We start from the raw sequence: 13099 nt of genomic DNA, 5'->3' as shown, positions 1-13099 counted from the left end.
GGGTTTTTTGTTGCACTGGCACCCCGCCGAACCAGCTAAACCCACGCAAAAACCCTCAGCTTCGAGAAGAGAATGCCGATGACCGAGCAGGCCACCGGGGCCCACCATCCGCAGCCGCGGCCCCGTACCGGCGGACAGGGACCGTCCTCCGCCACCGTTGAGCACGTCACGGGTGCGCAGTCCCTCATCCGCTCTCTCGAGGAAGTGGGCGCCGACACGGTATTCGGCATCCCCGGCGGCGCCATCCTCCCCGCCTACGACCCGATGATGGACTCCACCCGGGTCCGTCACATCCTGGTCCGCCACGAGCAGGGCGCGGGCCACGCCGCGACCGGCTACGCCCAGGCCACCGGCAAGGTCGGCGTCTGCATGGCGACCTCGGGACCCGGCGCCACCAACCTGGTCACCCCGATCGCCGACGCCCACATGGACTCCGTCCCGCTGGTCGCGATCACCGGCCAGGTCGCCTCCAAGGCGATCGGCACGGACGCCTTCCAGGAGGCGGACATCTGCGGCATCACCATGCCGATCACCAAGCACAACTTCCTGGTCACCAAGGCCGAGGACATCCCGAAGACGATCGCCGAGGCGTTCCACATCGCCTCCACCGGCCGCCCCGGCCCGGTGCTGGTCGACATCGCCAAGGACGCCCTCCAGGCCAAGACCGTCTTCAGCTGGCCTCCGCAGCTCGACCTGCCCGGCTACCGCCCGGTCACCAAGCCGCACGCCAAGCAGATCCGCGAGGCCGCCAAGCTCATCACCCAGGCCAAGCGCCCCGTCCTGTACGTCGGCGGCGGCGTCCTCAAGGCCGGCGCGACCGCCGAGCTGAAGGTCCTGGCCGAGCTCACCCAGGCCCCGGTCACCACCACCCTGATGGCGCTGGGCGCCTTCCCCGACAGCCACCCGCTGCACGTCGGCATGCCCGGCATGCACGGCGCCGTCACGGCCGTCACCGCGCTGCAGAAGGCCGACCTGATCGTCGCCCTCGGCGCCCGCTTCGACGACCGCGTCACCGGCAAGCTGGACAGCTTCGCGCCGTTCGCCAAGATCGTCCACGCGGACATCGACCCGGCCGAGATCGGCAAGAACCGCGCCGCCGACGTCCCGATCGTGGGCGACGCCCGCGAGGTCATCGCCGACCTGGTCCAGGCCGTCCAGGCCGAGCACACCGAGGGCAACGCCGGCGACTACAGCGCCTGGTGGAAGGACCTCAACCGCTGGCGGGAGACCTACCCCCTCGGCTACGACCAGCCCGAGGACGGCACCCTCGCCCCGCAGCAGGTCATCCAGCGCATCGGCCAGCTCGCCCCGGAGGGCACCATCTACGCGGCCGGCGTCGGCCAGCACCAGATGTGGGCCGCCCACTTCATCGACTACGAGAAGCCGGCGACCTGGCTGAACTCCGGCGGCGCCGGAACGATGGGCTACGCCGTCCCGGCCGCCATGGGCGCCAAGGCAGGCATGCCGGACCGCACGGTCTGGGCCATCGACGGCGACGGCTGCTTCCAGATGACCAACCAGGAGCTGGTCACCTGCGCGCTGAACAACATCCCGATCAAGGTCGCCATCATCAACAACGGCGCCCTCGGGATGGTCCGCCAGTGGCAGACCCTCTTCTACAACCAGCGCTACTCCAACACCGTGCTGCACTCCGGCCCGGAGGCCACCGGCAAGGAGCCGAGCGCCGGCACCCGCATCCCGGACTTCGTGAAGCTGTCCGAGGCCATGGGCTGCGTCGCGCTGCGCTGCGAGCGCCCGGAGGACCTGGACAAGGTCATCGCCGAGGCCAACGCCATCAACGACCGCCCGGTCGTCATCGACTTCATCGTCCACGAGGACGCCCAGGTGTGGCCCATGGTCGCCGCCGGCACCTCCAACGACGAGGTCATGGCCGCCCGCGGCGTCCGCCCCGACTTCGGCGACAGCGAAGACGACTGAGAGAGAGCTGAGTCAAGAAACATGTCCAAGCACACGCTCTCCGTCCTGGTGGAGAACACCCCCGGCATCCTCGCCCGGATCGCCGCCCTGTTCTCCCGCCGCGGCTTCAACATCGACTCGCTCGCCGTCGGTGTCACCGAGCACCCCGACATCTCCCGCATCACCATCGTGGTCAATGTCGAGGACCTGCCGCTGGAGCAGGTGACCAAGCAGCTCAACAAGCTGGTCAACGTCCTGAAGATCGTCGAACTCGAGCCCAGCGCCGCGATCCAGCGCGAGCTCGTCCTGGTGAAGGTCCGCGCCGACAACGAGACCCGCTCCCAGATCGTCGAGATCGTCCAGCTGTTCCGCGCCAAGACCGTGGACGTCTCGCCCGAGGCGGTCACCATCGAGGCCACCGGTTCGAGTGACAAGCTCGACGCCATGCTGAAGATGCTGGAGCAGTTCGGCATCAAGGAGCTGGTCCAGTCCGGCACGATCGCCATAGGGCGTGGCGCCCGGTCCATCACCGACCGCAGCCTGCGGGCCCTGGACCGTTCCGCGTAAGCCTTCCGCGCAACCCTGGTTTCTCGCGTAGCGAGACCCCTCAACTTTCACATCCCTCCCCGCCGTACGGTGGGACGCACCATCAGCACACCAAGGAGAAACCCAGTGGCCGAGCTGTTCTACGACGACGACGCCGACCTGTCCATCATCCAGGGCCGCAAGGTCGCGGTGATCGGTTACGGCAGCCAGGGCCACGCCCACGCGCTGTCGCTCCGTGACTCGGGTGTCGACGTCCGCGTCGGTCTGCACGAGGGCTCGAAGTCCAAGGCCAAGGCCGAGGAGCAGGGCCTGCGCGTGGTCACGCCGGCCGAGGCCGCGGCCGAGGCCGACGTCATCATGATCCTGATCCCGGACCCGATCCAGGCCCAGGTCTACGAGGAGTCCATCAAGGACAACCTCAAGGACGGCGACGCCCTGTTCTTCGCCCACGGCTTCAACGTCCGCTTCGGCTTCATCAAGCCCCCGGCCGGCGTCGACGTCGCGCTCGTCGCCCCGAAGGGCCCGGGCCACCTGGTCCGCCGCCAGTACGAGGAGGGCCGCGGCGTCCCGGCGATCGCCGCCGTCGAGCAGGACGCCACCGGCAACGCCTTCGCGCTCGCCCTGTCGTACGCCAAGGCCATCGGCGGCACCCGCGCGGGCGTCATCAAGACGACCTTCACCGAGGAGACCGAGACCGACCTCTTCGGCGAGCAGGCCGTGCTGTGCGGCGGCGCCAGCGCCCTGGTGAAGGCGGGCTTCGAGACCCTGGTCGAGGCCGGCTACCAGCCGGAGATCGCGTACTTCGAGTGCCTCCACGAGCTGAAGCTGATCGTGGACCTGATGTACGAGGGCGGCCTGGAGAAGATGCGCTGGTCGGTCTCCGAGACCGCCGAGTGGGGCGACTACGTCACCGGCCCCCGCATCGTCACCGACGCCACCAAGGCCGAGATGAAGAAGGTCCTCGCCGAGATCCAGGACGGCACGTTCGCCAAGAACTGGATGGACGAGTACCACGGCGGTCTGAAGAAGTACAACGAGTACAAGACCCAGGACTCGCAGCACCTGCTGGAGACCACCGGCAAGGAGCTGCGCAAGCTCATGAGCTGGGTGGACAACGAGGAGGCGTAAGCCTCTTGGCGGCGGGTCCGGAGGAGCGCTCCGGCCCGCCGCCTTCGTGTCGCTCAGGGTTGGTTCGGGGTTGGACACCGAGGCCAACCACGGATGGGTGATCCTTCCGCAGTGGCGGAAAAGAAACCCCTCATCCGCACTACACTTCTGAACAACAACGCGTCAGGCCCACAGCGTCGTGCGTCTTCCACGCGGCATGCCCCCTCCACCGCCTGCGGCCGTCGGGACGGCCTCCGCACTGGACTTGTGAGGACTCACGTGAGCTCGCACCCCACGAATAAGCCGGTTGTACTCATCGCTGAAGAGCTGTCGCCCGCCACTGTCGACGCGCTGGGTCCGGACTTCGACATCCGGCACTGCAACGGCGCCGACCGGGCCGAACTGCTCCCCGCCATCGCGGACGTGGACGCGATCCTGGTGCGCTCCGCGACCAAGGTCGACTCCGAGGCCATCGCCGCCGCCAAGCGGCTGAAGGTCATCGCCCGCGCGGGCGTCGGCCTCGACAACGTCGACGTCTCCGCCGCCACCAAGGCCGGCGTGATGGTCGTCAACGCGCCGACCTCCAACATCGTCACCGCCGCCGAGCTCGCGTGCGGCCTGCTCATCGCCACCGCGCGCAACATCCCGCAGGCCAACACCGCCCTCAAGAACGGCGAGTGGAAGCGCAGCAAGTACACCGGCGTCGAGCTCAGCGAGAAGACCCTCGGCGTCGTCGGCCTCGGTCGCATCGGCGTCCTGGTCGCCCAGCGCATGTCGGCCTTCGGCATGAAGATCGTCGCGTACGACCCCTACGTCCAGCCGGCGCGCGCCGCCCAGATGGGCGTCAAGCTGCTCTCCCTGGACGAGCTGCTGGAGGTCTCCGACTTCATCACCGTCCACCTGCCGAAGACCCCCGAGACGCTCGGCCTCATCGGCGACGAGGCGCTGCACAAGGTCAAGCCGACCGTCCGCATCGTCAACGCCGCGCGCGGCGGGATCGTCGACGAGGCGGCGCTGTACGCGGCGCTCAAGGAGGGCCGCGTCGCGGGCGCGGGCCTCGACGTGTACGCGAAGGAGCCGTGCACCGACTCCCCGCTGTTCGAGCTTGACCAGGTGGTGTGCACCCCGCACCTCGGCGCGTCGACGGACGAGGCGCAGGAGAAGGCCGGTATCGCGGTCGCCCGCTCGGTGCGCCTCGCGCTCGCCGGTGAGCTCGTGCCGGACGCGGTCAACGTCCAGGGCGGTGTCATCGCCGAGGACGTCAAGCCGGGCCTGCCGCTCGCCGAGCACCTCGGCCGGATCTTCACCGCGCTGGCGGGCGAGGTCGCCGTACGACTGGACGTCGAGGTCTACGGCGAGATCACCCAGCACGACGTCAAGGTGCTGGAGCTCTCCGCGCTCAAGGGCGTCTTCGAGGACGTCGTCGACGAGACCGTCTCGTACGTCAACGCCCCGCTGTTCGCGCAGGAGCGCGGCGTCGAGGTCCGTCTCACCACCAGCTCCGAGTCCCCCGACCACCGCAACGTGGTCACCGTGCGCGGCACGCTCTCCGACGGTGAGGAGGTCGCGGTCTCCGGCACCCTGGCCGGCCCGAAGCACCTCCAGAAGATCGTCGCCGTCGGCGACTACGACGTCGACCTGGCGCTCGCCGACCACATGATCGTCCTGCGGTACGAGGACCGTCCCGGTGTCGTCGGCACCGTGGGCCGCATCCTCGGCGAAGCCGGGCTCAACATCGCCGGCATGCAGGTCGCCCGTGCGGCCGAGGGCGGCGAGGCACTCGCGGTCCTCACCGTGGACGACACCGTGCCGCAGCAGGTCCTGAACGACGTCGCGGAGGAGATCGGCGCCACGTCGGCCCGTTCGGTGAACCTGGCCTGACGCGTACCTCTGTACGTTCCCGCACCCGGCCCGCGGAAAGCTCCGCGGGCCGGGTGCGTTGCTGTTCGCGCTTCAGGTGCACGTCCGGACCGCACAGCACCGCAGCGAAAGGCCCTGGCATGAGCAACACCGACAAGCGGCAGCGGTTCGACGCGATCGACACGGACGGGGACGGTTACATCACCGCCGAGGAGCTGAGGGTGGCCCTCGATCGACTTCGAGGAGTACGCGCAGTTCGTCCGCTAGGGACCTCTGCTCCGCCAGGACCTCTGCTCACAGCCGGTGGGACTTGAGCGCCATGTGGAGCAGGAGCCGGTCCTCGCCCTCGTCGAGGTCGAGGCCGGTCAGCTGCTCCACGCGTGAGAGGCGGTAGTAGAGCGTCTGCCGGTGGATGCCCAGGGCCGCCGCCGTGCGGCCCGCCTGGCCCGCGCAGTCGAGGAACACCTCGGCCGTGCGGGCCAGTTCCGTATGGGCGGGTGCGAGCAGGGTGCGGACCGCCGGGTCGGAGGGCGCGGTCGCCGGGAGGGACGTCAGGAGCCGGTACGGTCCGATCGACGCCCACGGGGCGAGCGGCCCGAGCCGGGGCTGGGCCATGGCCGCACGGGCGGCGGACGTCGCCTCCCGCCACGCCCCCGCGAGGTCGCCCAGCCCGCGCCGAGGGTCGGCCACCCCGGCGACGACGCCGTCACCGGCGCTCCTCCCGGCCGCGGCGCGCGTCGCCCACGCGGCGGTGGGCGTGGCGGCCGACGGGGTCGGCGACGCGGCGCCGGCCGCGTCCCGGAGGCGGGCGGCCGCGGTGAGCGCGGGGGCCGGGGCGTCGGCCGAGCGGAGCCGGATCAGGGCGGCGAGAGCCTGTGGACCCGGGGCCGGGGCCGACTGCGGGGCCTCCCGGTCCGGCCACGGCAGCGTGCACAGAGCCGCCGCGCCCGGCGCGATCCGTACCGACGGGGTGTCCGCGCCCGGCCACGGGGCCACGCACACCAGCGCGTGCACGCCCTCCGCGTCCGGGCCCAGGGCCGTGCGCAGCGCCGCCAGCGCCATGTCGTACTGCCAGCCGCGCTCGGCCGTGAGGACGGCGCGCAGCTCGCGCGAGAGGTCGGCGCCCGCGCGCTCCTCGTCCGCCAGCAGCGCGCCGATCCGGGAGGCCACCTCCATGGCGGCCGTCAGCCGTTCGGGCGAAGGCCCCGGGTCGGCGTCGAGGAGCCAGACGTACCCGAGGACGACACCCCGATGGCGTACCGGCAGACAGATCCGGCCGCGGTAGACGCCCGCGTCCGGGGCGGCGGGGATGCGGACCGGGCCGGTCGCCCGCGTGATGCCGAAGCCCTCGAACCAGGCGCGCACCGCGGGCGTGGACTTCCGGGTCAGGATCGACCGCGTCCGGACGGGGTCCATCGCGGAGTCGTCGTCGCTGTCGTGCGCGCCGAAGGCGATCAGCCCGAAATCCCGGTTCTCCAGCGTCGCGGGGGCGCCCAGCAGCGCCGAGATCTCATCGACCAGGTCCTGGTAATCCGCCTTCACCCGGACATTCTGTCACCCCTCTCAGACAGATGTATGAGATGCGGGGCACGGATGCGTGACAGCTGTCGATGGCAGCGCATCCGCGCGATCCTTAGGTTTCACGGTGGTTCTCCGTGCTGTTCCGGATCTGTTCCGGAACGGCCTCCTTCCATCCGTGTTCCGTGGAGGTGCCCCGTGCTGGGTCCCGTGATCCTTGCCGCCTCGCGCAGCGACAAGATGCGCCGTTTCGTCTCTGCCGCCCCGGGCACCAAGCAGGTCGTCGCCCGCTTCATCGCGGGCGAGACGGTCGACCAGGTCGTCCCGATCGTCGAGGAGACCATCGCCAAGGGCCTGGAAGTCACCCTGGACGTCGTCGGCGAGGACATCACGACCCGGGAGCAGGCCGCCGCCGCGCGCGACGCCTACCTGGAGCTCATCGAGCGCCTCAAGGTGCTGGACCTCGGCGCGAAGGCCGAGATGTCGGTCAAGCTGTCCATGTTCGGCCAGGCGCTGGAGGGCGGGCACGAGCTGGCCCTCGCGAACGTCCGCCCGGTCGTCGAGGCCGCCGCCGCGATCGGCACCACCGTGACGCTGGACGCGGAGGACCACACCACCCTCGACTCGATGTTCGCCATCCACGAGGAGCTGCGGAAGGACTTCCCGCAGACGGGCTGCGTCATCCAGGCGTACCTCTTCCGCACCGAGGAGGACGCCCGCCGCCTCGCCGCGAACGGCAGCCGCGTACGGATCGTGAAGGGCGCCTACAAGGAGCCCGCCGAGGTCGCGTACCAGGACAAGCACGAGATCGACAAGGCGTACGTCCGGATCCTGAAGATCCTGATGGAGGGTGACGGCTACCCGATGATCGGGTCGCACGACCCGCGGCTCATCGCCGTCGGCCAGGAGCTCGCGCGCCGCGCCGGGCGCAAACTGGACGAGTACGAGTTCCAGATGCTGTACGGGATCCGCAGCGACGAGCACGTGCGGCTCGCCGCCGAGGGGCACCGGATGCGCGTCTACACCGCGTACGGAACGGACTGGTACGGGTACTTCATGCGCCGCCTCGCGGAGAAGCCGGCCAACCTGCTGTTCTTCGTCCGCTCGATGATCACCAAGAACTGAAGAATCAGAAGGAGATTCGGAACTCATGGACGCTGTGACCCAGGTCCCCGCTCCGGTCAACGAGCCGGTTCACACCTACGCCCCCGGCTCGGCCGAGCGCATCCGCCTCGAGGCCAAGCTCAAGGAGCTCGCCGAGAACCCGATCGACCTGCCGATGACCATCGGCGGCGTCAAGCGGATGGGCGGCGGTGAGCGCGTCGACGTCGTACAGCCGCACAACCACGCCAAGGTCCTCGGCACCTTCGCGGCCGCCACGCAGGCGGACGCCCAGGACGCCATCGACGCGGCCCTCGCCGCCGCCCCGGCGTGGCGCGCGATGTCCTTCGACGACCGCGCGGCGATCATCCTGCGCGCCGCCGAGCTGCTGGCCGGCCCGTGGCGCGAGACCATGGCCGCCTCGACCATGCTCGGCCAGTCCAAGACCGCCCAGCAGGCCGAGATCGACACGCCGTGCGAGCTCGTCGACTTCTGGCGCTTCAACGTCAAGTACGCCCGCGACCTGCTCGCCGAGCAGCCGCCGGCCAACTCCCCGGGTGTCTGGAACCGCCTCGACCACCGCCCGCTGGAGGGCTTCGTCTACGCGATCACGCCCTTCAACTTCACGGCCATCGCGGGCAACCTCCCCACCGCCCCGGCGCTCATGGGCAACGTGGTGGTCTGGAAGCCGTCCCCGACGCAGACCCACGCCGCCGTGCTGCTCATGGAGCTGCTGGAGGAGGCCGGGCTGCCCAAGGGCGTCATCAACCTGGTGACGGGCGACGGCATCGCCGTCTCCGAGGTGGCCCTGAACCACCCGATGCTCGCCGGCATCCACTTCACCGGTTCGACCAAGACCTTCCAGCACCTGTGGAAGACGGTCGGCAACAACATCGAGAAGTACCGCTCCTACCCTCGCATCGTCGGCGAGACGGGCGGCAAGGACTTCGTCGTCGCGCACCCGAGCGCCGACCGCGCCGTCCTGAAGACCGCGCTGACCCGCGGCGCCTTCGAGTTCCAGGGCCAGAAGTGCTCGGCGACCTCGCGCGCGTACATCCCGGCCTCGATCTGGAACTCCGGCTTCAAGGAGGAGTTCGCCACCGAGGTCGACGGCATCAAGATGGGTGACGTCACCGACCTGACGAACTTCATCGGCGCCGTCATCGACGAGCGGGCCTTCGCCAAGAACAAGGCCGCCATCGACCGAGCCAAGGCCGACCCGACCTGCACGATCGTCGCGGGCGGCACGTACGACGACTCGGTCGGCTACTTCGTCCGCCCGACCGTCATCGCGTGCACCGACCCCGAGAACGAGGTCTTCACGACCGAGTACTTCGGCCCGATCCTCGCGGTGTACGTGTACGAGGACGACCAGTACGACGCGATGCTGGAGCAGATGGAGTCGGTGTCGGCGTACGCCCTGACCGGCTCGGTCATCGCCAACGACCGCGCCGCCGCCGCGTACACGATGGAGAAGCTGCGGTACGCCGCGGGCAACTTCTACATCAACGACAAGTCGACCGGCGCCGTCGTCGGCCAGCAGCCCTTCGGCGGTGGCCGCGCCTCCGGTACGAACGACAAGGCGGGCGCCCCGCAGAACCTGATGCGCTGGACGCTGACCCGCGCCATCAAGGAGACGCTGGTCCCGCCGACGGACTACACGTACCCGCACATGGGCTGATCTCCGCCCGCTGAGCGGCGCTCCCTCGCGCGTCGCCCCCTGAGCGCCGCCCCCGTCCCGGCCCCCACGCCGGACGGGGGCGGCTCCCTGTGCGCGCACCCTTGTGCTCATGTGATGGACATGTCAAATTCCCGGTACCCCACCCGTCATTCACGACGAAGGAGACCCGGGATGAGACGACGCACCACCCGTGCGCGCATCGCCCTGTCCGCCGCACTCGTCTTAGGCTCGCTCGGCTTCGGCGCCACCCCCGCCGGAGCCGCGGACCCCGTCAGCGTCCACGCCGTCGACTCCGCCGTCGAGCGGCAGCTCGGCGCCGACAGCGCCGGTACGTACGTCGAGGACGGCCGGCTGATCGCCACCGTCACCTCCGAGGCCGCCGCCGAGCGGGCCCGCGCCGCCGGGGCCGTACCGCGGATCGTCGAGCGCGGTGCCGCCGAACTCGACGCCGCCATGGCCGCGCTGGAGTCCCGGGCGAAGATACCCGGCACCTCCTGGGGCCTGGACCCGCGCACCAACCAGATCGCCGTCGAGGCCGACTCCTCCGTCTCGGCCCGCGACCTGGCCCGGCTCCGGAAGGTCGCCGCCTCGCTCGACGGAGCGGTACGCGTCAGCCGCGTACCGGGCGTCTTCACGCGCGAGGTGGCGGGCGGCGACGCCGTTTACGGCGGCGGCTACCGCTGCTCGGCGGCCTTCAACGTCCAGAAGGGGAGCACCAGGTACTTCCTGACGGCCGGGCACTGCACCAACGCCGCCTCCAGCTGGTCGGCCACCTCCGGCGGTGCGCAGATCGGCGTCCGGGAAGGCACCAGCTTCCCCACCAACGACTACGGCCTCGTGCGCTACACCAACACGGCCGACACGCCCGGCAGCGTCACCCTCTACAACGGCTCCTTCCAGGACATCGCCTCCGCGGCGGACGCGGTCGTGGGCCAGGCCATCAAGAAGAGCGGCTCCACGACCAAGGTGACCAGCGGGACGGTCACCGCCGTGAACGTCACCGTCAACTACAGCGACGGCCCGGTCTACGGCATGGTCCGCACCACCGCCTGCTCCGCCGGCGGCGACAGCGGCGGCGCCCACTTCGCCGGCTCGGTCGCGCTCGGCATCCACTCCGGCAGCTCGGGCTGCACGGGTACGAACGGCTCGGCCATCCATCAGCCGGTGCGGGAGGCGCTGAGCGCGTACGGCGTCACCGTCTACTGATCCGCGCTCGTCAGGCGGCCACGCGGCGGGTGAGGAAGTCGTCCATCAGAGCGGCGATCTCCGCCGCGTGCGTCTCCAGCGCGAAGTGGCCGGTCGGCAGGAGGTGCACCTCCGCGTCGGGCAGGTCCCGGCGGAACGCCTCCGCGCCGGCCGGCACGAAGATCTCGTCGTACGCGCCCCAGACCGCGAGCAGCGGCACTCCGCTGTCGCGGAAGTACGCCTGGAAGGCCGGGTAGAGGGCGAAGTTGGAGCCGTAGTCGGCGATCAGGTCGAGCTGGATGCGGTCCTGGCCCTCCCGGGCCATCAGCGCCGCGTCGTGGTGCCAGGCGTCGGGGTTGAGCAGCGACCGCAGGTCGTCGGGTACGCCGTGGGTGTACTGCCACCGGATGCCGTCGAGCGAGCGGATCGCACGCACCGGCGCCTCGGTGTCCGGGGTGCGGTCGGCGATCAGTGCCAGGACCGGCGCCCACGCGTCGGCGCCGAGCCCCTCCTCGTACGCGTTGCCGTTCTGCGTCACGATCGCGGTGATCCGCTCGGGGTGGGCGAGGGCGAGGCGCAGGCCGATGGGGGCGCCGTAGTCCTGGATGTAGAGCGCGAACCGGGTGAGTCCGAGCTGCTCGGTGAACTCCCGCGTCAGGGAGGCCAGTTCGGCGAAGCCGTACGGGAAGGCGTCGGGGGAGGGCGCGGCGGAGCGGCCGAAGCCGAGGTGGTCGGGGGCGATGACGCGGTAGCGGTCGGCGAGCCGGGGGATCAGGTCGCGGAACATGTGCGAGCTGGTGGGGAAGCCGTGCAGCAGGAGCAGGACGGGGGCGTCCGCGGGTCCGGCCTCCCGGTAGAAGATCTCGTGGCCGCGGACGGTGGTGGTGCGGTGGTGAACGGGCATGCCTAACCCCCTGTAGATGCATGACTGGTTAGTCGAGAGATAACCACGCCGACATCCAACCCGTCAATGCCTGTTGAGGGGTTAGGGGGAGGTCGCGTGAAGGTGGTCAGTTTCGGAGCGCCTCAGCCGGTTACACGGAACCCCATGGCGCAGACGACGAAGACAAACCAGAAGCAGGAATCCACCACGGCCCCCAAGAAGGCCGTCCAGGACGCCGCCGAGTCCGCGCGGGGCATCGGCGGGGTGACCGCCGACAAGGCACTCGCCACGGCGCGGACCGTGCAGCGGACCGCCGTGTCCGCCGCGTCGACGGCCGCCGAGCGGGCCGCCGGCACGGCGGGTGTCGTGTGGACGGTGGTCAAGGCCCGCAAGGCCGTCGTGGCCGGGGCGGGCGCGAGTGTCGCCACCGCCGTGGCCGGCTCCTACGTGCTCGGCCGGCGCGCGGGCCTGCGGCAGCGCGGGCCGCTGTCGCGTCTCACCGGCGGTCGGCTGTAAGCCCGACGGGCCGTCAGGCCCGGACTGTCGGGCCCCGGGCCGTCAGACCTCGACCAGCACCTGGTCCAGGGACTTCCGTACGAGATCGGGCACCTCGCAGTCGTCCGCGGGGTAGCCCACCGGGACGACCGCGAAGGCCTTCTCGTTCTCGGGGCGGCCCAGCACCTGGGACAGGAAGCGCATCGGGCTCGGTGTGTGCACCAGGGCCGCCAGGCCCGACAGGTGCAGGGCCGACAGCAGCATGCCGACGGCGATGCCCACCGACTCGTCCACGTAGTAGTGCTTGTGCTTGGTGCCGTCGGCGCCCAGCCAGTAGCGCTGCTGGAACACCACGATCAGGGCCGGGGCGTCCGTCAGGTGCGGCTTCACCGCGTCCGTGCCGAGCGGCCGCAGTGCCGCCAGCCACTCCTCGCCGAGCCGGCCGTCGTACGAGACCTGCTCCTCCCGCTCGGCGGCCTCACGGATGCGCCGGCGGACGTCCGGGTCCTTGACGAGGACGAACGTCCACGGCTGCTGGTGCGCGCCGGACGGGGCGGTCGACGCGCACGCGATGGCGTCGCGCACCACCTGCTCCGGAACCGGGTCGGGCGCGAACTGCCGTACCGTACGCCGCTGGTCCATGCGCTCGCGCAGCTCCGCCGCGCGGGCCAGGGACTCGGCCGCGGACATGCGCTCGGGGCGGTACGGGACGGGGCGGTAGGCGGCGCCGTGGGTGGGCGTCCACCGTCGTTCGGTCGTGGATGACATGAGGCCGAGTGTGCGGCGCGGATGTGGCCCACGGGAAG

General features: G+C 70.6%; 12 protein-coding genes. 9 read left to right on the top strand and 3 right to left on the bottom strand.

What is annotated here, in order from left to right:
* Positions 1–78 precede the first annotated feature (78 nt).
* The 5 genes from ABZX67_RS23895 to ABZX67_RS23875 all read left to right on the top strand — a co-directional run bounded on the left by ABZX67_RS23895 (position 79) and on the right by ABZX67_RS23875 (position 5744).
* Entirely contained in the window at positions 79–1938 is a 1860-nt protein-coding gene (locus ABZX67_RS23895) for an acetolactate synthase large subunit (RefSeq protein WP_355363401.1), read from the top strand.
* 21 nt (positions 1939–1959) lie between these two features.
* Positions 1960–2484, top strand: a complete 525-nt coding sequence (ilvN, locus tag ABZX67_RS23890; RefSeq protein ID WP_019889675.1) for an acetolactate synthase small subunit — start codon at positions 1960–1962, stop codon at positions 2482–2484.
* Positions 2485–2589: 105 nt separating this feature from the next.
* The gene (ilvC, locus tag ABZX67_RS23885) at positions 2590–3591 is read left to right on the top strand and encodes a ketol-acid reductoisomerase (protein ID WP_355363398.1); all 1002 of its coding nucleotides are present in this window, start codon (positions 2590–2592) and stop codon (positions 3589–3591) included.
* Between the two features lie 258 nt (positions 3592–3849).
* Positions 3850–5451: a phosphoglycerate dehydrogenase gene (gene serA / locus ABZX67_RS23880; RefSeq protein WP_355363396.1), complete on the top strand. Its 1602-nt coding sequence runs from the start codon at positions 3850–3852 to the stop codon at positions 5449–5451.
* A gap of 119 nt (positions 5452–5570) precedes the next feature.
* Positions 5571–5744, top strand: coding sequence for a hypothetical protein (locus ABZX67_RS23875; RefSeq protein ID WP_355363394.1), 174 nt, complete (start codon positions 5571–5573; stop codon positions 5742–5744).
* Here the strand turns inward: ABZX67_RS23875 and ABZX67_RS23870 are convergent.
* A complete protein-coding gene (locus tag ABZX67_RS23870; protein WP_355363392.1) occupies positions 5725–6972 on the bottom strand; it encodes a helix-turn-helix domain-containing protein in 1248 nt (415 codons plus the stop codon). The genes ABZX67_RS23875 and ABZX67_RS23870 overlap by 20 nt on opposite strands.
* 174 nt (positions 6973–7146) lie before the next feature.
* On the opposite strand from ABZX67_RS23870, the gene ABZX67_RS23865 reads away from it, so the two are divergent.
* The 3 genes from ABZX67_RS23865 (at position 7147) to ABZX67_RS23855 (ending at position 10936) form a co-directional block, all read left to right on the top strand.
* Positions 7147–8073, top strand: coding sequence for a proline dehydrogenase family protein (locus tag ABZX67_RS23865; protein ID WP_355363390.1), 927 nt, complete (start codon positions 7147–7149; stop codon positions 8071–8073).
* 25 nt (positions 8074–8098) lie between these two features.
* Positions 8099–9730, top strand: coding sequence for an L-glutamate gamma-semialdehyde dehydrogenase (gene pruA / locus ABZX67_RS23860; RefSeq protein WP_355363388.1), 1632 nt, complete (start codon positions 8099–8101; stop codon positions 9728–9730).
* Positions 9731–9901: 171 nt separating this feature from the next.
* Positions 9902–10936: a S1 family peptidase gene (locus ABZX67_RS23855; protein ID WP_355363386.1), complete on the top strand. Its 1035-nt coding sequence runs from the start codon at positions 9902–9904 to the stop codon at positions 10934–10936.
* Between the two features lie 10 nt (positions 10937–10946).
* Here ABZX67_RS23855 and ABZX67_RS23850 read toward each other — a convergent pair whose 3' ends face one another.
* On the bottom strand, positions 10947–11819 hold the full coding sequence (locus ABZX67_RS23850; protein WP_355363384.1) for an alpha/beta hydrolase: 873 nt from the start codon (positions 11817–11819) through the stop codon (positions 10947–10949).
* A 144-nt stretch (positions 11820–11963) separates the two neighbouring features.
* Here ABZX67_RS23850 and ABZX67_RS23845 point away from each other — a divergent pair, with 144 nt between their 5' ends.
* Positions 11964–12314 (top strand): hypothetical protein, encoded by a 351-nt coding sequence (locus ABZX67_RS23845; RefSeq protein ID WP_355363382.1) that lies wholly within the window; start codon positions 11964–11966, stop codon positions 12312–12314.
* 42 nt (positions 12315–12356) lie between these two features.
* On the opposite strand, the gene ABZX67_RS23840 is transcribed toward ABZX67_RS23845, so the two are convergent.
* Positions 12357–13061 carry a nitroreductase family protein gene (locus ABZX67_RS23840; RefSeq protein ID WP_355363380.1) on the bottom strand — a complete coding sequence of 235 codons (705 nt, stop codon included), beginning with the start codon at positions 13059–13061 and terminating at the stop codon, positions 12357–12359.
* Positions 13062–13099 lie beyond the last annotated feature (38 nt).

This window comes from Streptomyces sp. NPDC003036, assembly GCF_040611175.1.
Lineage (GTDB): Bacteria > Actinomycetota > Actinomycetes > Streptomycetales > Streptomycetaceae > Streptomyces.
Note: the sequence above shows the minus strand (reverse complement) of the source record. Positions and strands in the feature narration are given on the sequence as shown.

What these genes read in the sequence shown, in the direction of transcription:
- ABZX67_RS23875 (WP_355363394.1), top strand. Translation starts at nt 5,571, where the DNA reads ATGAGCAACACCGACAAGCGGCAGCGGTTCGACGCGATCGACACGGAC.
- ABZX67_RS23855 (WP_355363386.1), top strand. Translation starts at nt 9,902, where the DNA reads ATGAGACGACGCACCACCCGTGCGCGCATCGCCCTGTCCGCCGCACTC.
- ABZX67_RS23845 (WP_355363382.1), top strand. Translation starts at nt 11,964, where the DNA reads ATGGCGCAGACGACGAAGACAAACCAGAAGCAGGAATCCACCACGGCC.
- ABZX67_RS23895 (WP_355363401.1), top strand. Translation starts at nt 79, where the DNA reads ATGACCGAGCAGGCCACCGGGGCCCACCATCCGCAGCCGCGGCCCCGT.
- ABZX67_RS23850 (WP_355363384.1), bottom strand. Translation starts at nt 11,819, where the DNA reads ATGCCCGTTCACCACCGCACCACCACCGTCCGCGGCCACGAGATCTTC.
- pruA (WP_355363388.1), top strand. Translation starts at nt 8,099, where the DNA reads ATGGACGCTGTGACCCAGGTCCCCGCTCCGGTCAACGAGCCGGTTCAC.
- ABZX67_RS23840 (WP_355363380.1), bottom strand. Translation starts at nt 13,061, where the DNA reads ATGTCATCCACGACCGAACGACGGTGGACGCCCACCCACGGCGCCGCC.
- ilvN (WP_019889675.1), top strand. Translation starts at nt 1,960, where the DNA reads ATGTCCAAGCACACGCTCTCCGTCCTGGTGGAGAACACCCCCGGCATC.